At 69.4% G+C, this 21,335-nt stretch carries 20 protein-coding genes and 2 tRNA genes; 7 read left to right on the top strand and 15 right to left on the bottom strand.

The window, feature by feature from the left end; genetic code table 11:
* The first annotated feature begins 31 nt into the window (after window positions 1-31).
* On the top strand, window positions 32-1,186 hold the full coding sequence (locus A6A25_RS15165; RefSeq protein ID WP_073889857.1) for a hypothetical protein: 1,155 nt from the start codon (window positions 32-34) through the stop codon (window positions 1,184-1,186).
* On the opposite strand, the gene A6A25_RS15160 is transcribed toward A6A25_RS15165, so the two are convergent.
* The 4 genes from A6A25_RS15160 to A6A25_RS15145 all read right to left on the bottom strand — a co-directional run bounded on the left by A6A25_RS15160 (window position 1,175) and on the right by A6A25_RS15145 (window position 3,772).
* Window positions 1,175-2,461, bottom strand: coding sequence for a tyrosine-type recombinase/integrase (locus tag A6A25_RS15160; RefSeq protein WP_073889854.1), 1,287 nt, complete (start codon window positions 2,459-2,461; stop codon window positions 1,175-1,177). The genes A6A25_RS15165 and A6A25_RS15160 overlap by 12 nt on opposite strands.
* A 91-nt stretch (window positions 2,462-2,552) precedes the next feature.
* Window positions 2,553-2,627 (bottom strand) — tRNA-Ile (locus A6A25_RS15155).
* Between the two features lie 85 nt (window positions 2,628-2,712).
* The gene (locus A6A25_RS15150) at window positions 2,713-3,582 is read right to left on the bottom strand and encodes an oxygenase MpaB family protein (RefSeq protein ID WP_073889851.1); all 870 of its coding nucleotides are present in this window, start codon (window positions 3,580-3,582) and stop codon (window positions 2,713-2,715) included.
* Window positions 3,583-3,700: 118 nt separating this feature from the next.
* A tRNA-Asn gene (locus A6A25_RS15145) sits at window positions 3,701-3,772 on the bottom strand.
* Between the two features lie 136 nt (window positions 3,773-3,908).
* Between A6A25_RS15145 and A6A25_RS15140 the strand changes: the two genes are divergently transcribed.
* On the top strand, window positions 3,909-4,139 hold the full coding sequence (locus A6A25_RS15140) for a hypothetical protein (RefSeq protein ID WP_073889848.1): 231 nt from the start codon (window positions 3,909-3,911) through the stop codon (window positions 4,137-4,139).
* Between the two features lie 52 nt (window positions 4,140-4,191).
* Here A6A25_RS15140 and A6A25_RS15135 read toward each other — a convergent pair whose 3' ends face one another.
* From A6A25_RS15135 to dnaG, 3 genes are read right to left on the bottom strand one after another with little or no spacing between them, the layout of a single operon-like run.
* A complete protein-coding gene (locus A6A25_RS15135) occupies window positions 4,192-4,938 on the bottom strand; it encodes a trans-aconitate 2-methyltransferase (RefSeq protein ID WP_073889845.1) in 747 nt (248 codons plus the stop codon).
* Window positions 4,939-4,991: 53 nt separating this feature from the next.
* Window positions 4,992-5,495, bottom strand: a complete 504-nt coding sequence (locus tag A6A25_RS15130) for a hypothetical protein (protein ID WP_073889842.1) — start codon at window positions 5,493-5,495, stop codon at window positions 4,992-4,994.
* A complete protein-coding gene (gene dnaG / locus A6A25_RS15125) occupies window positions 5,495-7,384 on the bottom strand; it encodes a DNA primase (RefSeq protein ID WP_073889839.1) in 1,890 nt (629 codons plus the stop codon). The genes A6A25_RS15130 and dnaG overlap by 1 nt, the downstream gene beginning before the upstream one ends.
* On the opposite strand from dnaG, the gene A6A25_RS15120 reads away from it, so the two are divergent.
* On the top strand, window positions 7,371-8,318 hold the full coding sequence (locus tag A6A25_RS15120) for a sigma-70 family RNA polymerase sigma factor (protein ID WP_073889836.1): 948 nt from the start codon (window positions 7,371-7,373) through the stop codon (window positions 8,316-8,318). The two genes, dnaG and A6A25_RS15120, sit on opposite strands and share 14 nt — an antisense overlap.
* Here A6A25_RS15120 and A6A25_RS15115 read toward each other — a convergent pair.
* Complete coding sequence (locus A6A25_RS15115; protein WP_073889833.1) at window positions 8,315-8,884, bottom strand: carboxymuconolactone decarboxylase family protein; 570 nt, start codon at window positions 8,882-8,884, stop codon at window positions 8,315-8,317. The two genes, A6A25_RS15120 and A6A25_RS15115, sit on opposite strands and share 4 nt — an antisense overlap.
* A gap of 203 nt (window positions 8,885-9,087) precedes the next feature.
* Here A6A25_RS15115 and A6A25_RS15110 point away from each other — a divergent pair, with 203 nt between their 5' ends.
* Together A6A25_RS15110 and A6A25_RS15105 are read left to right on the top strand one after the other, a co-directional pair.
* On the top strand, window positions 9,088-9,531 hold the full coding sequence (locus tag A6A25_RS15110; RefSeq protein ID WP_073889830.1) for a helix-turn-helix domain-containing protein: 444 nt from the start codon (window positions 9,088-9,090) through the stop codon (window positions 9,529-9,531).
* Window positions 9,532-9,594: 63 nt separating this feature from the next.
* The gene (locus A6A25_RS15105) at window positions 9,595-10,182 is read left to right on the top strand and encodes a PIN domain-containing protein (RefSeq protein WP_073889827.1); all 588 of its coding nucleotides are present in this window, start codon (window positions 9,595-9,597) and stop codon (window positions 10,180-10,182) included.
* Between the two features lie 42 nt (window positions 10,183-10,224).
* Here A6A25_RS15105 and A6A25_RS15100 read toward each other — a convergent pair whose 3' ends face one another.
* From A6A25_RS15100 to A6A25_RS15090, 4 genes are read right to left on the bottom strand one after another with little or no spacing between them, the layout of a single operon-like run.
* Complete coding sequence (locus A6A25_RS15100; protein WP_073889825.1) at window positions 10,225-11,271, bottom strand: serpin family protein; 1,047 nt, start codon at window positions 11,269-11,271, stop codon at window positions 10,225-10,227.
* Window positions 11,250-11,504 (bottom strand): hypothetical protein, encoded by a 255-nt coding sequence (locus tag A6A25_RS42975; protein WP_143193161.1) that lies wholly within the window; start codon window positions 11,502-11,504, stop codon window positions 11,250-11,252. The genes A6A25_RS15100 and A6A25_RS42975 overlap by 22 nt, the downstream gene beginning before the upstream one ends.
* Window positions 11,505-11,524: 20 nt before the next feature.
* On the bottom strand, window positions 11,525-12,787 hold the full coding sequence (locus A6A25_RS15095; RefSeq protein WP_073889822.1) for a deoxyguanosinetriphosphate triphosphohydrolase: 1,263 nt from the start codon (window positions 12,785-12,787) through the stop codon (window positions 11,525-11,527).
* Window positions 12,788-12,808: 21 nt separating this feature from the next.
* Window positions 12,809-13,447 carry a YdcF family protein gene (locus A6A25_RS15090; RefSeq protein WP_241828703.1) on the bottom strand — a complete coding sequence of 213 codons (639 nt, stop codon included), beginning with the start codon at window positions 13,445-13,447 and terminating at the stop codon, window positions 12,809-12,811.
* Between the two features lie 52 nt (window positions 13,448-13,499).
* On the opposite strand from A6A25_RS15090, the gene A6A25_RS15085 reads away from it, so the two are divergent.
* Both A6A25_RS15085 and A6A25_RS15080 read left to right on the top strand, forming a co-directional pair.
* Complete coding sequence (locus A6A25_RS15085) at window positions 13,500-14,231, top strand: peptidase E (RefSeq protein ID WP_073889819.1); 732 nt, start codon at window positions 13,500-13,502, stop codon at window positions 14,229-14,231.
* A gap of 16 nt (window positions 14,232-14,247) precedes the next feature.
* Window positions 14,248-15,120, top strand: coding sequence for a serine hydrolase (locus tag A6A25_RS15080; protein WP_143193160.1), 873 nt, complete (start codon window positions 14,248-14,250; stop codon window positions 15,118-15,120).
* Here A6A25_RS15080 and drmC read toward each other — a convergent pair.
* Genes drmC through drmA form a run of 3 tightly spaced genes read right to left on the bottom strand, consistent with a single transcriptional unit; the run spans window position 15,104 to window position 21,242 of the window.
* Window positions 15,104-15,886, bottom strand: coding sequence for a DISARM system phospholipase D-like protein DrmC (drmC, locus tag A6A25_RS15075; RefSeq protein ID WP_073889813.1), 783 nt, complete (start codon window positions 15,884-15,886; stop codon window positions 15,104-15,106). The genes A6A25_RS15080 and drmC overlap by 17 nt on opposite strands.
* Complete coding sequence (gene drmB, locus A6A25_RS15070; protein WP_073889810.1) at window positions 15,886-17,730, bottom strand: DUF1998 domain-containing protein; 1,845 nt, start codon at window positions 17,728-17,730, stop codon at window positions 15,886-15,888. The genes drmC and drmB overlap by 1 nt, the downstream gene beginning before the upstream one ends.
* Window positions 17,727-21,242 (bottom strand): DISARM system helicase DrmA, encoded by a 3,516-nt coding sequence (gene drmA / locus A6A25_RS15065; protein ID WP_143193159.1) that lies wholly within the window; start codon window positions 21,240-21,242, stop codon window positions 17,727-17,729. Before drmA ends, drmB begins: the two co-directional genes overlap by 4 nt.
* Window positions 21,243-21,335: the final 93 nt, after the last annotated feature.

The raw sequence follows: 21,335 nt of genomic DNA, 5'->3' as shown, positions 1-21,335 counted from the left end.
CGCTGACATTGGTGGACATGGAGATCAACCGATGGGGACAGAGCACCGACGCACGCTGCTGGGCGAACTGCTCCACGAGCGCGGGCTGACCGCCGAGGAGTTCAGCGAGCAGGCCAACCGGTACGCGTACGAACACGGCATCGACGCGACACTCAGCGCTCGCCACGTCCACCGCCTAGCGTCCGGTCAACGCGCCGACGGACGGCCCCTCGGAGCGCCGCGCCAGGGCACCAAGCGTCTGTTGGAACAGATGCTCGGCGTACCGATCGACCGATTGCTCAGGCCGTCGTCCGCACCCCGTTCCGAGGTACAGAACTGGTCGAGTGAAGCCCTGGAACTCCGGGCGCGCATCATGTCCGGCCGCAATGTCGACCAGCATACGGTCTCGCTCCTGCAAGAAAAGCTGAACCTCACGCGGGTGATCGACCGACGCCTTGGCGGTGCGACACTCCTGAGCGAGCTACGGGCACAGATCGACCAAATGTGGCAACTGCTCGGTGACATACTCAACCATCGTGTGCGAGTCAGCCTGGCAAGCGTGATCGCGGATGCCTCGACACTCGCCGGTTGGCAGTCACTGGATCGAGGTGCGGTCCGCGAATCGTGGCAGCTTTACGATCAAGCACGAGCGGCCGCACGCGTAGCGGAATCACGTTCTCTTGAGGCTTACGCGTGCGCCGGCCAAGCGGTTGTCCTGCTCGACATCGGCGATTCGCAGTCAGCCGTCGACCTCACCGGCCACGCACTGCAAATCGCTCAGGGCCACGCTCCCCCATTTCTCACGGCGTGGCTGATGGCAGCCCACGGCGAAACGTTGGCCGCGAACGGGCGGCACACAGACAGTCTGCAGGCGTTCGACGTGGCCGCTCAACTGATCGCAACGAAGTCCGACCGCGCCGACGCGCCGTATCTGGTCTTCGACCAAACTCACTTGACCCGATGGCGAGGGAGTGCGCTCGCGCGACTCGGCAAGAGGGAAGCAATCGACGTACTCGGCACGGTTCTCGAACGACTCGATCCCACGTTCACCCGAGCGGAAACAGCGTTGCGTGTCGACTTGGTTCAAGTCCTATCCGCGAACGGCGAACGTGCTCAAGCGGCAGCCCATGCCGAGCGGGCGCGACTGCTTGCCGCTCAGATCGGGTCGAGCAGACAGCGCCGGCGGCTCGAAGCGCTAATCGGCTGATTCAGCCCGCTTGCGCTTCGGCATCCGCGAACCGAGGATCTCGGCCGCCTTCCGGTCAGAGGCTGCGACCCACGCCGCGTACACCCGCAACGTCGTGGCACCACCACCGCCATGGCCCAGCCGTCCCGCTACCGTGCGGAGGTCGACTCCAGCCGTCAGCAGCTCGGTCGCGGAGTAGTGCCGCAGGGCGTGGAGATGCGTATCGATCTTCAGCCGCTCGGCCATGTCCTTGTAGCGGCTCGACACTGCGTGCGGAGAGTACGGAACGGTCGGGTCGGCTTTGCGAACACCGAGGAAGACGTACATGTCGGGAGTCAGCTCGATACCGAGTTCAGCGAGCCGCGCACGGCAACGCTGGCGGTGTTCCATGAGCAACACAAGCGTTTCGTTGTCCAGTGCAATCCGGCGCATCTGGTGCGTCTTGGTGTCTTTCTCCTTACCGACACCCCGACGCAAGGTGTAACTCCGGCGGATCTCGATCGTTCCTTCTTCGAGGTCGACGTGCGACCAGCGGAGCGCGCAGACTTCACCGCGCCGGACTCCGGTAGTCATCACCAGCCAGACGAGGGTTCCCCAATCGTCATCCATCTCGAATGCCGCTTCGACCAGTCGGGCGGCGTCGGCGGGTGACGGGGGATCAGGCTGCGGAGGCTTCTGCTTCGGCTTCTGCGCCACTTTCGCCGGACTGTGGGAAATCCACTCCCACCGGACAGCGGCATTGAGCACGCCGCTGATGATGGCGTGGATCTGCCGGACCGACGAGGCCGCCATCGGGTTGCACTTGTGCGGCTTGCACTTGGCTTTCACACAGTCGTGCTCGCCCTCGGCCTTGTGCCGCTCGATGAACGGCCGACCGTCACAGCGGATGCGACACCGCCGTAGCTCCGAATACAGGCTTTCGAGTGCACGAGCGGACAGCTTGCGAACCTGCACCTTGCCCAGCGCCGGCCGGATGGTGCGTTCGATGTAGCCCACGTACCCGTCACGCGTGTTGTCCTCAAGCTCGACGTTCTTCAACCACTCGTCAATCGCGTGGGAGAACGTCACGGTGGTGCTGGTCGAGCGCTGCTGGTCCACCTCGGCCAGCAGCCGTGTCATCACCTTGTCGGCCTGTTTGTGAGCGGCCTTGGTGGTGCCCTTGACGGACTCGGAGAGGTAGACGTCTTTGCCCGTTACGGGGTCCACGCCGGCGAAGACGCGGACCTGTAGTGAGTTGCCGCGCTGGCGGACGCTGCCCCGTCGACGGCGCTCCGCGCTGGTGTCCTGGGTGGCCATGTCCCCATGGTCACCCAAGCCTTCATGGACAACAACATGGACAAATGATCTTCAATTGATCTCCGAACCAGCGTTCGCGCTGGTCAGGCGGTGGGGCGGGTGGGGTTCGAACCCACGACCTGACGGATTATGAGTCCGCTGCTCTGACCGGCTGAGCTACCGCCCCTGACGTGCGGTTCCGGAGGGTACAGAGGAGAGATCCCCCGCGTCTCGACAACCCGGGCGGCGTGACCAAGCTGTGCACTGGCGGACTACGGGGCTCCGAGGTCGGCCGGGCGGTAGCCCGTCGGGTAGCCCGGGTAAGTGCGGTTCTTCGGGTCGTTGGTCAGGCGTGGTGTCCTGCGTGGCGGGAGGAGGCGGATCGTGTGGGCGCGTAGGCGCAGAGCCTTGTCGGCGGCGCGGGTCAGCCAGGCCGGCTGGGGTGGGAAGCCGAACGCGGTCAGCATGGGTTCGTCGAGCATCGCCAGCACGGCCCGGGACGTCAGCGCGCGGGGAGCCGGGTACCAGGAGCAGAACAGGTCCAGCGTGTACTGGCCGATCGCCCGGTTCGTGTCGCTGTAGGTGAAGTGAGTCTCGTCGTACTCGCGCTTGAACGCCAGGTAGGACGCGTAGGTGGTCGGCAGGGCCTTGATGCCCATCCGGAGGCCGACGGCGGAGTAGAAGTGGAACGCGCCGAGCCGCTCGTGGTCGGTCAGCGGCCGCCAGCCGTACCGGGTGATCCAGTCGATCGGGTCGAAGATGAACGTCGACAGCACGTACCGCATGTCGTCGTTGGCGATCTCGTACCGCCCGTGCAGCCGGTTCACCACCCGCAGCGCCTCCCGGCCGCGCGGCGAGTCGTAGCCGTGCTCCACCAGCTCCGCCATCAGCAACGCCGTGTCGTCGTACCGCTGCTGCGGCCGGCGTTCGAACTCGCCCGTCTTCGCCAACAGCGCCGAGATCGACGGCACGCAGTACGTCCGGAACAGCGCGAACTCCAGCGACCGCACGTAGTCCCACGGGAACTCGTACCCGGACGAGATGCGCATGATCTCGACGTGGTCGCGCTCGGGGTCCAGGGACGTGATCCGGCGGCGGTTCGCGAAGCGATCAGCGGTGCGGTGGGCAGGACGGTCGGCCATGTGGATCAGCGTGCCCGAAGAAACCGGCGCAGAGGGTGTGACGATCGGGTGACTCGCGGGTACCCGGATGCCATGAGACGACAAAACCCCAGGCCGAGCGGCCTGGGGTGCCATCGCGCTCCCCCTACTGGATTCGAACCAGTAACCCTTCGATTAACAGTCGAATGCTCTGCCATTGAGCTAAGGGGGAATGTTCTGTTGTAGGCCGAGCCTCGCGGCCCGACAGGACGTAACTCTAGCGCATCCTCAACAGTGCTCGCGCACACCCCCTCCTCGTCCGGTAGGAAGGGTGTGACCAGGCACGATCTCCAGGAGAGGACCACCTCATGAAGGGCATCCTGCTCGGCGCCGCCGTCGGCTACGTCCTAGGGGCACGCGCCGGACGCCAGCGCTACGACCAGATCGTGCGCGCCTACCGCTCCTTGGCCGACCACCCGGCCGTCCAGGGCGCGGCGGGCATCGTGCGCGCCAAGGTGGGCGAGAAGACCGGCTTCGGCCGGCACCAGCCCAACGCCAACGGCCACCGCCGCGATCCGGTCATCCCGCGCGCCAACTGACGCGCCACGCCCGAGGCCGCCCCGAACCATCCGGGGCGGCCTCGGCGCACGTCTACGGCACACGGGCCACGGCGAAGACCCGGCGGAACGGGAACCACGTCGTGCCGTCCGCCCGCCGCGGGTAGGCCTCGCGCAGCAGCGGCGCCAACCGGCCCCGGAACGCGGCCCACTCGCCGTCGTCCAGCGCGGCCCGGATCGGCCGCAGCGCCGTCCCGGTGATCCACTCCAGCACGGCGTCCTCGCCCTCCAGCCGCTGCAGGTACGTCGTCTCCCACGCGTCCACCGAACAGCCGTCCAGCACCTCGGCGTACCCCCTGGGGTCGAGCACCGGCGACGGCCGCAGGAGACCGCGCAACGCGGGCCACGACTCGTGCACCAGCGACCGCACCAGCTCGTGCGACGGCCCGGCGAAGTTGCCCGGCACCTGCATCGCCAGCCACGCGCCGGACGGCAGCGCCCGCGCCCACTCGCGCAGCAGGTCCTCGTGGCCCGGCACCCACTGCAGCACCGCGTTGGTCACCACGACATCGGTGTCCGGCCCGGGTTCCCACGACGTCACGTCACCGACCCGCGCGTCCACCCCGCGCGCCCGCGCGGCCGAGACCATCTCCGGTGACGAGTCCAGCGCCTCCACCACCGCGCCCGGCCACCGCTCGGCCAGCGACGCGGTCAGGTTCCCCGGACCGCAGCCCAGGTCGACCACCCGCCGCGGCGACGTGGCACCGACGCGCGCCACCAGCTCGTGGAACGGTCTCGAGCGGTGATCGGCGAACGCGAGGTACTTGCCCGGATCCCACATGCGCACACCCCCAGTAACAGTACGAACGTACTGCTACCGTACGCCGGCGACCGTCACCCGCGCAGCTTGGCGATCTTCGCCGCCACCGACGCCGCGACCTCCCGGACGCGCTCGACGTCAACGCCCGGATCGGGCCGCACCTGGAGCACCACGCCGTCCCGACCGGCCACCTTGCGCTGCACGAACCACGCGCCGACGGTCGCGTTGTGCTCCCGCGACTTGATCGACCCGGTCACCCGCTCGTGCACGACCTCGGGCACCTTGCCCGGCGACTCCAGCGGGAACCGCTGCGGCGCCAGGTCGCGCAGCACCACGGCCTCGCCCGCCGTGCCGTCCTCGACCGCCTCGACCACCGCCAGCGCGTTCCCGGTCCACGTCGCCTTGCTGATCAGGTGCCACCCGACCCGACGCGGCCCCGGCAACCACAGCCCGTGCGTCGTCGCCACGAGCCAGTCCGAGCCGACCGCGGCCGACGCCAGCACGTTCTCGTCGGCCGCCAACGCACCGGTGAACCCCTCGGGCGCGCCCGAGCCGAAAATCCTCCGGAACAGTCCCATCACAGCCCGCCCGCCGCTTGTTGGCCCAACGCCTTGTGGTAGTCCTCCAGCGCGATGAGGTCGCCGAACAGGGCCCGGTACTCGTCGGGTTCCTCCACCGGCGACACCCGCCGCAGCCGGGACTTGATCTCGGTGATCTGCCCGGCCACCAGGATCTGCTGCAACCGCGCCAGCACGCTCTGCACGTACCGGTACTCGTCCTCGGCCTTGACCCGCAGCGGCTCCACGGCCAGCTCGGTGAGCACCGACCGCACGGCCTGCTGCCGGCACGCCTGCGAGACCGCGTCCAGGAACGCCGGACCGGCCAACCCCGACGACACCCCGCCCGCCTCCCGGATCGCCTGGTGCAACGCCAGGTACGCGGGGTGCGTGAACGCCTCGTCGGGCAGCGAGTCGTAGTACGGCCCGGCCATCTCGGGCAGCTGCAGCGCCGACTTCAACGCCTCCCGCTGCGCCCACAGCGCCGGGTCGCGCGGATCGGGGCGCGGCGGACCGTCGACGTCCAGCGCACCCTGGTTCGGGTCCACCGGCGCGGCCCGCCGTGACGGTGCCGGCGCACGACCGGTCGCCGTCTCGCGCACCCGGCGCACCACCGCCGACTCGTCCTCCCAGCCGACCCACCAGGCCAGCCGGGTCGCGTAACCGTCCCGCTTGGCCCGGTCCTTGATCTGGGCCACGAACGGCACCATCACCTTCAGCGCCTCGACCCGCCCGTCCACCGAGTCCAGGTCGTAGTCGCGCAGCCGGGTCTTGATGGCGAACTCGAACAGAGGCGTGCGGCGGGCGACCAGGTCGCGCACGGCCACGTCGCCCTTGGCCTGCCGCAGCTCGCACGGGTCCATGCCGTCCGGCGCGATGGCGATGTAGGTCTGCGCGGAGAACGCCTGCTCGCCCTCGAACGCCTTCAGCGCCGCCTTCTGCCCCGCCGCGTCACCGTCGAAGGTGAAGATCACCTCGCCGTTGAGCGAGTCGTCGATCAGCAGCCGCCGCAGCACGTTCATGTGGTCCGCGCCGAACGCCGTGCCGCACGACGCGACCGCCGTGGGCACGCCCGCCAGGTGCATGGCCATCACGTCGGTGTAGCCCTCGACCACCACGGCCTGCCTGCGCTTGGCGATCTCCCGCTTGGCCAGGTCCAGCCCGAACAGCACCTGGGACTTCTTGTAGATCGGGCTCTCGCTGGTGTTGAGGTACTTGGCCTGGATCGGGTCGTCGTCGAAGATCCGGCGCGCGCCGAACCCGACGACCTCGCCGCCCATGTCCCGGATCGGCCACAGCAGCCTGCGGTGGAACCGGTCGATCGGGCCCTGCCTGCCCTCCTTGGTCAGCTGGGCCTTGATCAGCTCGGTCAGCTCGAACCCGCGGCCGAGGAGGTGCTTGGTGAGCTTGTCCCAGCCGCCGGGCGCGAAACCGCAGCCGAACTGCCGGGCCGCGGCCTCGTCGAAACCGCGTTGCGCCAAAAACTCCCGCGCCGCCAGCGCGTCCGCCGTGGCCAGCTGCTCGGCGTAGAACTCGGCGGCGACCCGGTGCGCCTCGATGAGCCTGGTGCGGGTGCCCCGATCGCGCTGGACGGTCGCTCCGCCGCCTTCGTAGGTGAGCTGGATGCCCGCCCGGTCGGCCAGCCGCTCGACGGCCTCGACGAACCCGAGGTGCTCGATCTTCATCACGAACGCGATGACGTCGCCGCCCTCGCCGCAGCCGAAGCAGTGGAACGTGCCGTGCGAGGGGCGGACGTTGAACGACGGCGACTTCTCGTCGTGGAACGGGCACAGGCCCTTCAGCGCGCCGCCACCGGCCCGACGCAGCGAGACGTGATCACCCACGACCTCGTCGATCCGGCTCCGGTCACGCACCAACGCGATGTCGCTCTCCCGGATGCGTCCTGCCACGTCGAGCGAGTCTAGTGCTGGCAGACTGGTGCCCGTGACCGCCGCCGAGCAGACCCTGGCCTCGACCTTCACCGGGCACCGCTCGCACCTCGTCGGGGTGGCCTACCGGCTCACCGGCAGCGTCGCGGACGCCGAGGACGCGGTGCAGGAGGCGTGGCTGCGGCTGACCGGTCTCGGCGACCAGGCCCGTGCGGAGATCCGCGACCTGCGCGGCTGGCTGACGACCGTGGTGGGCCGGATCTGCCTGGACCGGCTGCGGTCGGCGGCGGCGCGGCGGGAGCGGTACGTCGGGCAGTGGCTGCCGGAGCCGCTGGTCACCTCGGGCGAGGACGACCCGCTGGACGCGGTGGTGCGCGACGACGGCGTGCGGATGGCGGCCCTGGTCGTGCTCGACCGCCTCACGCCCGAGCAGCGGGTGGCGTTCGTGCTGCACGACGCGTTCGGCGTGCCGTTCGCGGAGATCGCGGACACGTTGGGCTGCACGGTCGCCACGGCGCGCCAGCACGCGTCACGGGGCCGTCGGGCGGCGGCCGAGGCCGAGCCACCGCCGCGGGTGGCCCTCGACGAGCAGCGCGAGGTGCTGGAGCGGTTCCTCCAGGCCGTGGCGTCCGGTGACCTCGACGCGGTGGTCGGCCTGCTGCACCCGGACGTGGTCCTGGTGGGCGACGGTGGCGGCAAGGCCAAGACGGCCGCCCAGGTGATCACCGGCGCGGACAAGGTGGCTCGCTTCATCCTCGGCCTCATGCGCCGCTACGGCGCGGTCGAGGGGCAGCCCGCGCTGGTCAACGGCGACCTGGGCATGGTGTTCGCCGCCCAGGGCGAGCTGACGCCCCGCGTCGAGGCGGTCGTGGTGCGGGACGGCAGGGTGGCCGGCGTGTACGACATGTCGAACCCGGACAAGCTCGGCCACGTGCCGTTCCCCCCGCGTCCCTAGGGCATGGGCACCCGGCAGGCGTCACCCGAGGTGAACCCCTGGTCGGTGATGCCGAACGCCGAGTTGAACCGGCCCCGCTGGTTCTCCAGCGCGATCAGGTAGGTCAGCTCGACCAGGCCCTGGTGCCCGAGCCGGCGGTCGAGCTCGGCGACCTGCTCGTCGGTGACGGCGGTGGGCGTCTCGGTCATCGCGTCGGCGTAGGCGAGGGCGAGCTTCTCCAACTCGTCGTACTTGTCCGAGTTCGCGTAGTCGTGGATCTCCTTGAGCCGGTCGATGTCCAGGCCCTCGTGCTTGATCAGCATGGTGCCGAAGTCGACGCACCACGAGCAGCCGAGCTTCACCGCCGTGAGGTACACCACCAGTTCGCGCAACGACACGGGCAGCGTCTTGGCGGCCTTCTCCACGGCCATCTCGTGGCGCGCGCTCGCGACGAACAGCTTCCGGTGGTGCGCCGACACCGTGAACGGCTCCGGCACCGCCCCGAACCGCTTCTTGGCGAACCGGTAGGCGAACCTCACCAGCGGGTTGGCCTGCTTGGTCGTGACGACCGGGATCCTGGGTGCCATGTCCCCTCCTCGTTTCGGGTCTTCACCCGGTGGACGAGGAGGGCGCTCAAGACGTGACAGTCCCGGGTCAACTCACGGCTTGGCCACTTGGGCGAGGAAGAACTGAGGTTGCACCTGCGCAACGGGCGTGGTTCCATGGACGACGTTGCACATATAAATGCAGCGTCGATCAGTTGTAACCGTAACACCCTGCGGAGGGAGTGATGGCGGTGTCGACGGTAGTGACCACGGCTGACCGTGATGTCGTGTTGACCGACGAACGGGACCAGCGGCAAGCACAGGCCCTGATGACACAGCTGGCCCCTCATGGCGCACGGTTCACCGCCGTGACCGACGGACAAGGTGAAGCCGTCCCGGTACCGGACGAGCTGTCGGCGATCATCGCCCAGGTCGTCCACGCCGTGGCGCAGGGCCACGTGGTCACCGTCAGCGCGATGCCCGAGGAGCTGACGACCACCGCCGCCGCCCAACTGCTGGGCATCTCGCGCCCCACCTTGATGCGCAAGATCAATGCCGGCGTGATTCCCTCGCACAAGGTCGGCTCGCACACCCGCTTGCGGACCGCCGACGTGCTGCAAGAGCGGCATGCGCGTCGGCAACGCCAGCTGGCCGCATTCACCGAACTGCGCGCACTGGAAGACGATTGAATTCGGATTACCGGCTGTCGACCCGACCACGGAGAAGGCATGGTCGACAGATAGCCTCTTGCGGTGGCCCCCACGAGAGTCTTCGTCGATGCCAATGTGCTGTACTCCCGCACGCTGCGGGACTGGCTCGCACTGTTGCAATTGAGGTCTTCCGGTGAAATTTACACGGTCTACTGGACCGAGGACGTGCTCGCCGAGACCATCTACCGACTGCGCCGGAACCACCCGGAATGGAGCGGCGCAAAGATCACGTCGATCCGGGACCTGATCGCGAAGACCTTCGAGGGCGGCAGGGTCGAGGACTTCTCCATCGACGACTCGTACGCCGGCGGTGACGGCGACGACCGGCACGTGCACGCCGCGGCCGTGGCCTGCCGAGCGGATTTCATCCTGACCGCCGACAACGGTTTTTTCAGCGCGGACCATGACGCGGACTCAAGGCCCTACGAGGCTTACAAACCTGACGACTTCTTCGTGTTGGTCGACGACAGTGCGCCCGCCTTGGTGCAACTCGTGACCCGTGAGCAAACCGTGTACTGGGCGCGACGGGGTGCCCGCGCCGACTTGGCGGGTCAGCTCGTCTCGGCACAATGTCCGCGGTTCGCTGAACGGGTGCGGGCCTATCAAGGGAAACTGTCACTCCCGGGCTGAACCAGACCTACGCCTCTCGAAAGCCATTGCACCTGAGTCAACTCACGGCTTGGCCACTTGGGCGAGGAAGAAGATGGCGCCCGTTTCGGCGTGCCGGACCAGTAGCAGGTAGGGCCGGTCGACGCGGACCGTGCGCGAGCGCTCGACCGGCATGAACGACGTCAGGCGCATCACCACGGCGGTCGCTGCGGCGCCCTCGAAGCCCTGCTCGTCCAAGCGCAGCACGGCCTCGTGCACCACGTCGTCCACGAAGAGCCGGGGGTCGGAGCTCAGCCCGGTGAGGTCCGCCCCCTGGCCGAACATCCTGCGCACGCCGACCTGCTGCAGCGCCTCGGCGAGCGAGACGTTCACGGACAGGTCCAGCTTGGGCAGGAACAGCTCGATCCGGTCGTGGTCCAACGCCTCCAGCACCTCGGGCACGCCTTCGGTGCCGCCCAGGTCACCGTCGGGCAGCAGCACGACCGCCTCGACGCCACCGAGCGCGGGCAGCGCCACGGCCTGCCAGCCATCCCGCTGGGCGTAGCGCATGGTGCCCTCGCGGCGCATGGTCGCGACGTTGCCCGTGCCGCGGAACGGCAGGTCGGCGGTGTCGTGGTCGGGGAACTCCTCGACCCACGCGCACTTCAGGTACAGGGCGTTGACCAGGGTCGCGGCCGTGTCGGACGTGATCGCCCCGGCGGCCAGCAACTCCGGGATCAGGCCGCGGGTCGTCTCGGCGACGTCGGCGTTGATGAGCTTGCGCGAGCCCTCCGGGTCGTCGGCGAACGGCGCCGAGCGGACCTTCGCGCCCGGCCACCCGGCCAGGTCGGTGAGGAAGCCCTCGTTGACCGGCAGCTCGTCCCAGGCCCACAGCGTGTTGGCGACGGAGAACTCGGCGTCGTCGCCCACCACCGCGCCCTTGAGCACCTTGGCGTGGTCCTCGCCGAGCAGCGCGAGCAGTTCGGCCTCCGTCTCGCCGCGCGCCGCCTGCGCCGTGAGGCCGAGCGCGCTGGCCACCGAGTACGGCGACCAGCAGGCGTTGCGCGTGCGGTCGGGCGCGACGGCGTCGTGCAGCGTGAGGGCGAACGTCAGGTGCGTTCGATCAGGCACTGGGTCTCCTTAACCGCTGTGGGCTCGTCCGGGATCGGACGTTCGCCCGCGCCGCTCGTGGGTCCGAGCGGCTGGGGGTGGCGTGGTTCGCGCACCCCGGCGGAACCGTCGTCGGGATCGTCGTCCCACCCGGTCCACCCGTACGGCAGCTCACGGGCGACCTTCACCGGTTCGCGGCTCGGTCGGCGCCACGGCCACGGACGACCACGCGGTCTCTGGGTCTCATCGGTCATGACACCGAGTGTGCCACCGGTTACCGGGGCTCGGGGTGGTCATTCGCCAGCGCCCGCCGCCACGCCACGGCCTGGGCGTCGGTGAGCGAGGCGACCTGGTCGACCACGACGCGCAGCCGTTCGGCGTCCGTGCCGGCGGCGGCCCACGCGGGGTGGAACGCCGGGTCGAGGGTGTCCGGTGCGCGCATCAGCAACAGGTGGACCAGCTCCGCGACCAGTTCCCGTTGCAGCGCCTGCATGGCCAGCCGCGACGGGTCGCTCATCACGTACCGCACCGCGACCGCCTTGAGCAACGCCACCTCGGCCGCGACGCGCGGCGGCACGACCAGGTCGGCCTGGTAGCGGCTCAGCCGGCCGTCGCCGTGCACCTCGCGGGTCGCGCCGACGGCGGCGGAGGCGAACCGGCCGACGAGGTCGCTGGTGAGCCGCTTCAACGCCACCTGGGCACGCAGCGACCCGTCGTACTCGGCCAGTTCGGCGATCACCGGCAGGCCGAGCAGCTCGGTCGCGGTGGCTTCGAGCACGGACGCCGGCTCGTCGGAGAAGTGCTTCGCGGCCAGGCCCGCGATGGCGGCGCGTTCGGCCGGGTCACCGAGGGCGGACAGGCTGATCCGGTGCGCGAGCACGCCGTCCTCCACGTCGTGCACGGAGTAGGCGACGTCGTCGGCCCAGTCCATGACCTGGGCTTCCAGGCAGCGTCGCCGCTCCGGAGCGCCCTCGCGCACCCAGTCGAACACGTCGAGGTCGTCGTCGTAGGCACCGAACTTCACCATCCCGGGACGGCGGGTCCACGGGTACTTGGTGGCCGCGTCCAGGCACGCCCGGGTCAGGTTGAGGCCCTTGGCGGTCTTGGGTTCCAGCCGGGTCAGGATGCGCAGGGTCTGGGCGTTGCCCTCGAAACCGCCGCACGGCCCGGCCAGCTCGTCCAGCGCGCGTTCACCGTTGTGCCCGAACGGCGGGTGCCCGATGTCGTGGGCGAGGCCCGCGGTGTCGACCACGTCCGGGTCGCAGCCAAGCTCCTCGCCGATGCCGCGGCCGATCTGGGCGACCTCCAGCGAGTGGGTGAGCCGGGTGCGCGGCACACCGGTCACCTCCGCGCCCTCGCCCGGCCCGACGACCTGCGTCTTGCCCGCGAGCCGGCGCAGCGCCGCCGAGTGCAGCACCCTGGCCCGGTCACGGGAGAACGGCGAACGGCGCTCGGTGCGCGCGCCGGGCAGCACCGCCCCCTTGGGCGGCTCGGGGAGCAGCCGCGCGAAGTCGTGCCCGGTGTAGCCCTGGGTCATCCGCTCAGGGTAAGCGGCGACCTACAGCAGGATGCCGTCGAACGCGCCCGCCGGCGCCTTCATCAGGTGGTAGTAGAGCAGCGCGCCGGTCTCGCGGCGGATGTAGAACAGCTGCGTCTCGCGGGTCTGCACGTTCGGCCCGCTGCGGGTCGGCGACGTCCACGCGGACAGGCCCTCGTCCTCGGCCATCGTGCGGGCCCGCAGGGAGTGCCACGGATCGCTCACGATCACGGCCGTGGTGAGGGACTTGGCGCGGGCGGCGGCGGCGAGCGCCCGGATGCTGCCCAGCGTGTCGGTGCCCTCGCCGACTTCGAGGATGCGGTCGGCGGGCACGTCGTGCGCCTCCAGCCACATCCGGCCGGCCTCGCCCTCGGTGAAGTTGTCGCCCGGCTGCCTGCCGCCGGTGGTGGCGATGTAGTTGACCACGCCCTGCTCGTACAGCCGGCGGGCGTGCTCCAGCCGGGCTTCCAGCACGTCCGAGGGCACGCCGTTGAACTGGGCCGCGCCGAGGACCACGGCCATGTCGGCGTGGGTGCGGTCGTCCTCGCGGGCCACCTGCCACACGCGGAACGCCGTGCCGCCGACGACGAGGAGCCCGATCACGAGGCCGCCGAGGACGACGCGCGTGGCAAGCCTGCGGAGTCTCGGCAGGAACTTCACGCGGGGGATGATTCCACACCCGCGCCGGCGTGAGCCCTGCCAGGATCGCGGCATGGCAGCAGACCGGCCGACGATCGTGGCGACCTCCGGTGGTTTCCGCGCCGGGCGACGCACCGACCTGGAGTTCCACCGACTCGCGCACCACGCCGTGGACCTGTCCGGCGTGCACGGCCGCGCACCGCGGCTGTGCCACATCGGCACCGCGTTGGGCGACCAGCGGTGGTTCAACGCGGACATCTCCGAAGCCGGGCAGCTGGCGGGGTGGGAGGTGTCGCACCTGAACCTGTTCACGATGCCGCCGACGACCGACGTCCCCGGCTTCCTCGCGTCACACGACGTCGTGTGGGTGGGCGGTGGTTCGGTGGCGAACCTGCTGGCCGTGTGGGCGGTGCACGACCTCGGTTCGGCGCTGCGCGCGGCGTGGCAGGACGGCGTCGTGCTCGGTGGCGTGTCGGCCGGGTCGATCTGCTGGTTCGTGGGCGGTTCGACGGACTCGTTCGGGCCGGAGCTGCGGGTGATCACCAACGGGCTGGGCTTCCTGCCGTATGGGAATGGAGTCCACTACGACAGCGAGGCGGAACGGCGGCCCACGATCCAGGCGGCGGTGGCGTCGGGCCTGCTGCCGGAGACGCACTGCACCGACGACGGCGCCGGGCTCGTCTACCGCGGCACCGAACTGGTCGAGGCGGTGTCCGAACGGCGCGACGGTGGCGCGTACGTCGTGCGACGTGACGAATCTTCAGGAACCGCACAGGAGGAATCGCTCGACGTCAGGCGATTGTGAGACGGACCGTTGAGGTGTGGGAAGACGCTGGTGGGTGGTCGCGGTCGCGGTGATCGCGGGCGTGACCGCGCTGGTGTACCCGGGAGACGCCGAGTGCACCGCGCAGGCGTCACGGGCCGTGCCACCGAGCGCCGCGGGCACCTCGGCGGAAACCCCGCACCCGGCCGCGCCACGTACCGCCGAGGCACCCGCCCCGGACCTCTCGGCGGCGGTGGCGCGGGCGGTCGAGGCGGCCGGCGGGGTCGACCTCGGGCTGGCCGTCATCGACCTGCACAGCGGTGAGGCGGCCGGGCACAACGCCGACACCCCGTTCCGCTCGGCGTCGTTGAGCAAGCTCGTGGTCGCGGTGGACCTGCTGACGTCCGGCGAAGTACCGGCGGCCGACCTGGACCGCCTGCGACGCGCCCTCAGCCTCAGCGACGACGACGCCATGAACGCCTTGTGGACCTTGCACGACGGCATGGGCGCGATCACCCGCGTGGCCACCCGGGCCGGCCTGACCGCCACCCGTGCCCCGGCCGACGCCTCCCAGTGGGGCGACGTGGAGATGTCGGCACGTGACGTCACCCGGCTCTACCGCCACATCACCAACCTCCCGCCCGCCAACCGGGACTTCGTCCTGACCGCCCTGTCCGCCGCCTCCCCTACCGCCGCGGACGGCTTCGACCAGGCGTACGGCCTGCTCGCACCGGGCTCCGGCACCTACGCCAAGCAGGGCTGGATGTGGTACCTGCCGGCGGACTTCTACCTGCACACCTCCGGCATCGTCGCCGACCGCTACGCCGTGGCCGCACTGTCGATCCAGACGGGCGTCGCTGAACAAGCCGCGAAGGACCGCCTGACCGCCGTCACGACCGCGCTGGTCACCGCACTCACCACAAGTGGCTGAGACAACGGGCCTCCGGCCGCATCAAGGCCCGGAAGTGCCCGTCGAGCCTCCCCGCGAGGTCTGGGTCCCGCAGCAGCACTCCGACCTCGATGTTGTCGACCAAACCGCGGTTGGTGAGATTCGCACTACCGAGCAGTGCGGCCGCGGCGTCGGCGACCACGACCTTCGCGTGCAGCGACGACGCCCCACGCCGATGCGCGGCCGGCCAGTGCCAGAACGTGGCCAGGTCGCGCAGCGCTGTGAACGCCTCAGCCCCGCCCGGTCCGCGCAGAACACCGCCGATGTCGGTCGACGTCTCGACGACCAGATCGACCCGGATACCCCGGTGAGCGGCGGCCATCAGGTGCCGCACCACCTCTGGTACGCCGTAGGCCGCGAAGCTGACCACCAGGAGACGATCCGTGGCGCGACTCACCAGGTCGACCACGACCGAACTGGTGAGCCTGACCGGCACGGCGGCGCTCACGGGTCCGCTGGCGACGAGCCGAGCACGCTCGTTACCGGCTTCGTCGTGCACGGCTGCGGCAGCGGACAGGGCCAAGGCCACCGCCGTGCCGGGTAAGAGCGGTGCGTGCCGCGTCCAGGACGAGATCAACTGCCGGGCCGCGCCGGACGCCTCCGTTCCGGGCTCTCGACCGATCAACTGCTCCTCGACGGAGTCCAGAGGACCCGGGGCGTGGTCCAACACGGTGCACCAATTCGCGATCTGACCGGAGGACAACCTGCGGGCCAGCGCCGCCAACTCGACCGCGAACTCCCGATCCATCAGCCGAAGAACCCCGCACCGGTCGACGTCAGCGTGTCCACCAGCAACGACCGGTCCAGGTACTGGTTGCCGCGTTCGCAGGAGGTCTCCGACGCGAACAGGCACGCGTGGCACGCGGCACCGTAGAGCCTGGCGTGCTCCCGCGGATCGTGCTCCGCGCACAGCGGGTCGCTGCTGCACAACCGGGCCGCTTCCAACGCGCGCTCGATCAACGCGCCGAGGTTGTGCTGTTCGCCCAGGCTGACGAGCCCGCCGAGGGTGCCTTCGCTGTCGGGTGCCGCCGTGTAGAGCAGTACCCCGGCCATCGGTCGGTCACCCGTGGCGGCGTAGATGCGTTCACCGATACCGGACGCGCTGTAGCCCGATTCCAGTGCGAGCTCCCGGATCAACGCGTGGGCGAAGGTGTGCAGCAGCACGTACCGCGCGCCCGGCCACGTGTCGCGTTCGAGCCGCCGACGCTCCCGCCACTGGTGGTGGGCGGGCTCGAGCATCTGACGTCCACGGTTACGCACCGCGTCACCGCGTTCCCACTCGGCGAGACGCTGCTCGGAGAACTGGAGGAAGATGCCCTCACCGCGCATTTCGGCGCACGGCACCCACGTCGGCGGGTCGATCGACAGCGGTGCGCGCCGCACGTCCGCGGTACCCGGTTCGCCCCACTCGGGAGCGTCGATTCGCGTGAAGCCGTAGAGGGCGGCGACCTCGCGCAGCCGGGTCACCAACACCACGTTCTCCAGCCAGCTTTCCGCGCTCCTCGGCCGGTTCTCACGACGAGTGGTGAATTCGGGCAATTCGTAGGAAACACCTTCACTGAATGCGTTCCACTCAGGAGTGAGCAGGTCGTGGTCGTCGACCGGTTGCCGATCAGGCGGCGACTCGGCATGACGCCGAATCGCCTCCCAGGCCTTGTCCTCTCCGTACGGTTCGAGTTCCGGCCAACAGCGCTGAGTGCGCATCACGTTCTTGGCGATACCTTCCGGCAGTGCCGCCAACAGGCCCAGTTGGCCCCAGAACTCGGCTACGATCTGGTCCACCGCCTGATCCGCACGGGGAAGGCTGAACGCGCGCAACTGCATGGCGAACCAACTGTTCGTGGCGCCCAGGACCAGGGTGCGAGGTTGCTTATCGCAGTCCTCATACGTGCCCAATTGCGGGTGCCGGCCACGACACAGCGGCAAGTTCTCGACTGCCGCTGCACCCAGGGCCTGCGCCATGCTCTGTTGGGCACCACATTCGCCGCAGCTGACGAGGATGTTCGCCGCTTCGCCCGTCGTGCCACGCTCGGAGAGCTTAAGGGAGTGACCTGATTCCGGCACCGATCCCTTGTGGACGAAGTATTGCCACGGGAAATCATCCAAGTGGCCATTGTCGCAGGCGAGCACGAATCGCGCCGGAACTGCCACCGGACGGGTTGTGCGGCCACCTCGACAGTTGTGCACGTACCGCACGCGATCGGGGTTGAACATGTCGTGGATCAACTCGAAGTATCCTGCGTCGGCACGGCCCAACTGGTTGCACCGAGTGTCGGAGCAACGAAGCCACATCGGGAACAGCCCGACCGGTACACCCACTTTCGCCCACTCGCCGAACACGTCACTGGTCTCCGGAAGGTGTGGTGGCTGCCGCAGCGCCTCGACCTGCGTACCCAGCCTGGCGCGGACCGCAGCGAGGAGTCGATCCTCGGTGATCTCGGTCGCGTGCCGGAGTTCCCAGTGGTCCAGCCCCATCGTCACAACCGAGAGGTTCGGCAGGTCCGCGACCGCGCCGACGCCGTAGGTGTGCAGCAGTTGGTTGGGCCGCAAAGCACCGACCCGGCTGGTGCGCGGACGCTCGAGCGCGGTCACTGTGCACTCCCGGTCATGTCGGCGTCGTCGGCGGGAGCGCGGAACGCGGGTTCCGAGTCCCACGGGTCTATCCCGGGAAGCAACTGCAACTGCACGCCGGGTTCGACGTCACGCAGTGAGGTCGGCGCGACCAGCGGGCTCCGGGCCGCCATACCCGGCCTGTGCAGCAACCCTGCGATGTCCTCACTGACCCGTGGCTGATCGTAGGCGAGCCTGCGGCCGGGGATCGCCCGTTCCCTTGCCCACATGTCCAGGCGCAGGTCAAGTTGGTCGATGATCCGCTGCGTGATGTGACGCGGCCGACCGACCGCGCGACGGCCCAGGTATCGCACGACGTGGTCGGCCAGTTCCGAGTGCCGGTCGAAGTCCTGCGCGCGGAGGTTGCCGTTGTACGCGGGCTCCAGCTCGCGCACCAATGCCACCATCACACCGGTCAGACCCCGGTCGATCGCACGATCCGCGAACGGCGTGACGGACAAGGCCTCCACCCGACGGTAGAACGTCTGGTGGAAATGCTCGAACGTCTCGTAATGCGACAGGTCGCGTGGCCGTGCCCAGTTGTAGACGGTGAATACCAGCCCGGGCGCTTGGCGGCCGACGCGACTGGTGGCCTGGATGTACTCGGCGGTGGACTTGGGCTGGTTGGTCACCACCATGACACCCAGCCGGGAGACGTCCACGCCGACGGCGATCATGTTGGTGGCCAGCAGCACGTCGATCGGCGCGGCCGACCCCTTCGGCCTGGTCCCGGTGAAAGGGATCTTGAGTTCGTCGAGCAGCGGGCGGATGGCGTCGGAACTCAACCGCGAGGTCAGTTCCTTTTGCTTCGGGTCGTACCGCCTGGCGAGACCTCGCGCGTCCGCCCTGGCCAAGCGGGCACTGACGTCGTCCTCGACGAGCCTGCGCATGCCGCCCAGGTCACGGAGGCTGTTGAAATATCCGACCAAGGTCATGTACGGGTCCGTCACCTCGTTGCGGCCGTATTGCTCGTGCAGCCGCTGTGCCGCGCCGAGCACGGACACGTAGACCCGAATCAGGGTCGACTTGATGCGCGAGCCGTGGGCGCAGATGCCGACGTAACGACGACCTGGGCGCTCCTCGATCGGCCGCTGACGCGCGAAGTAGCTGTCGTCGATGGTGAGACCGGGTGGCGGGAACACCTCGGTCTTGCGGTAGAAGAGGTCCTTGATCTGCTGGTTTGCCCTGCGGACGGTCGCCGTGGACGCGATCACCTTGGGCCGTACGGATCGACCGCCTTCGAGCTTCCACGTCGCCAGCCGGTCGACGGCCGTCTCGTACAGGCCCACCAATGACCCGAGCGGTCCGGAAATCAGGTGCAGCTCGTCCTGGATGATCAGGTCCGGTGGCCGGATCGGGCTGACACCGACCACCCGCCCCGGGTGCCTGGCCTTCTCCCAGTCCGCCAGCTCCAGGTCCTCTGTGAGGTAGCCGTGCTGCTCGCAACGCTTGCTGACCCGGCCGAACAGCGCCGCCGTCTCGCCCTTCCACGGCAGCTGCGCGAACTTGTCCACGGTGGCGATCAGCAGTGAGGGCGGGTGGCGGTAGATCTCCTCGTCCACCACCAGCACCGGCAGACCACGGTTGGCAGGCTCCGTCGGTCCCGAGATGGAACCGAACGGGCAGAACACGTCAGGACACTGGATCAGCGTGCGACGCCGCGTCGGCTCGACCTCGATGTCGCGCCCCTTCTCGATCGCGGTGCCGCACCAGGGACAACTGGTGAGCTGGTGCGGCGAGCCCTGCCCGAGGGTCGGCCTGCCGCTGGAGCGGCGGATCTCCTTGACCCAGTCGGCGGCGTGATCGGTGCGGTTGGGTGTGACCCGGCCGCCCACCCACAAGCCGATGCGGAACGGCGCGGAACCCCAAGTTGCCTCATCGGCTCGCCGGAGCACCTCAGCGGCGCAGATGAGAGTCGTTGCCCGCTCAAACTGCTGGATGGTCAACAGCCTCAGGGTGTACCGCATCAGGACGGCGACACCTTCGTCCGCGCGCAGCCCGCCGTACGCCGGTTGCAGCCTGCGAACCGCGAGCGTGAACGCGGTGAGACCGAGATACGCCTCGGTCTTTCCACCACCGGTCGGGAACCACAGCAGGTCGACCAGCCCGTTGTTCGCGTCCTCGGACCGTTCGGCGTGCCGCGGGTTCGCCAACGAGGGCAGGTTGAGCAGGATGAACGCGAGCTGGAACGGTCGCCAACTGCGGTTGCGGGGCACGTCCACCTCGGTGACCACGTCGTCGAGCATTTTCGACGGGTGGGCACGGCGCTCGTCGGCGGCGATCGTGTGCAGGCGCTGCCGCGCCATCGCACGGTTGGCGAAACCGAACGCCTTGCGCGCGTCGGCGTCGGTGGTCAGCAAGTCCACTCCGGCCTCGATGCGGTCGGCCGCACGGCGGGCGGCGGTCAACGCGTTCAGCGCCTCGTCCCGGTGGCCGTCGAGGTGCGCGTCGGGAGCGTCCACCTCCGCTGCCCGCTGCCCGATCCAGTCCCGGTACCCGGTCACCAACGGGCGCAGCACCGCGGACAGCTCCTCGACCGGACCTTCGGCCAGGTCCGCGAGCCGGGTCATGTCCAGCACGACGTCCCTCAACGCGGTCAGGTCGGCGTCCCTTTCCGGATCGGGCACGTCCGTCGCCGGCATCTCGATGTTCGGCACGGTGCGGGTGGTCAGCCGCACGGCCCGCAACGACCGCTCGGTGTTCCGATCAGCGTGCATCGCGACGCCATGACCGACCGCGAACTCCGGGGTGAAGCGGTAGGCCATGGCGAGACCGCGTTGTTCGGCCTGGTCGGCTTTGTGCCCGCCTGAGGGACGATCGGGCCTGGGCAGGAACACCTCGGTGCCGTCCGGCGCGGCGGCGGACAACTCCACCTGGAACAACCAATCCGCGGATGCCCGGCCGGCCCCGCGCGGCTGCCGGTTCTCCAGGAACAGCGACACCAGCCAGTCGTCACCATGGCGGCGGATGCGCCCCCGCACGACGACGTCCGGGGCTTCGGCGTGCACCGCCATGGGCGGCAAGAGCCCTTCATCGTTGTTCGCCGCCGCGTCGTTCAGAGCGACCTTCAGGACACCGCTCATCGGAACGCGTCGCCACACGCGGTCCGGCAGTCCCTCTTCGGTCTCCGCCACCACGCGTTCGTAGCGTCCCCACTTGGCGGTCACCTCGAGCTGGTCGACATCCCCGGCGACGGTGGCGGTGAACCCGATCGAGGACAACGCGAGGCTGGCCATGTTCGGCGCGCTGGGCTCTTGACCCACCTCTTCCGGTTCGGCGGCCGGACTCTCGGCCAGTTCGTCCTGCGTCTCCGGCTCGATCACCTCGCCGCGGGGCGCAAGCCTGCCCAGCGGGTAGCGGTCCAGCGGGTCTTCGCGGGTGAACTCCTCGTGCTCGCCCTCCAGCGGACCCAGCAAGTCGGCCAGAACCAGCCGCTGCAACTCGTCACGGATGACCCGAGGCTCCGGCACGGCGAGGACGGGCTGTTCACTCATGGCCGTACCGTAGCCGGCCACACCGACATCCGCGCCGGAACCCGGCTCACGACGCACCGTGGGCGGTAACGCACGCGGTACGCGCCGCAGATA

Origin of the sequence: Saccharothrix sp. CB00851, from assembly GCF_001905065.1 — a bacterium.
Classification (GTDB): domain Bacteria; phylum Actinomycetota; class Actinomycetes; order Mycobacteriales; family Pseudonocardiaceae; genus Actinosynnema.
This window is presented reverse-complemented; position numbering and strand designations above follow the sequence as displayed.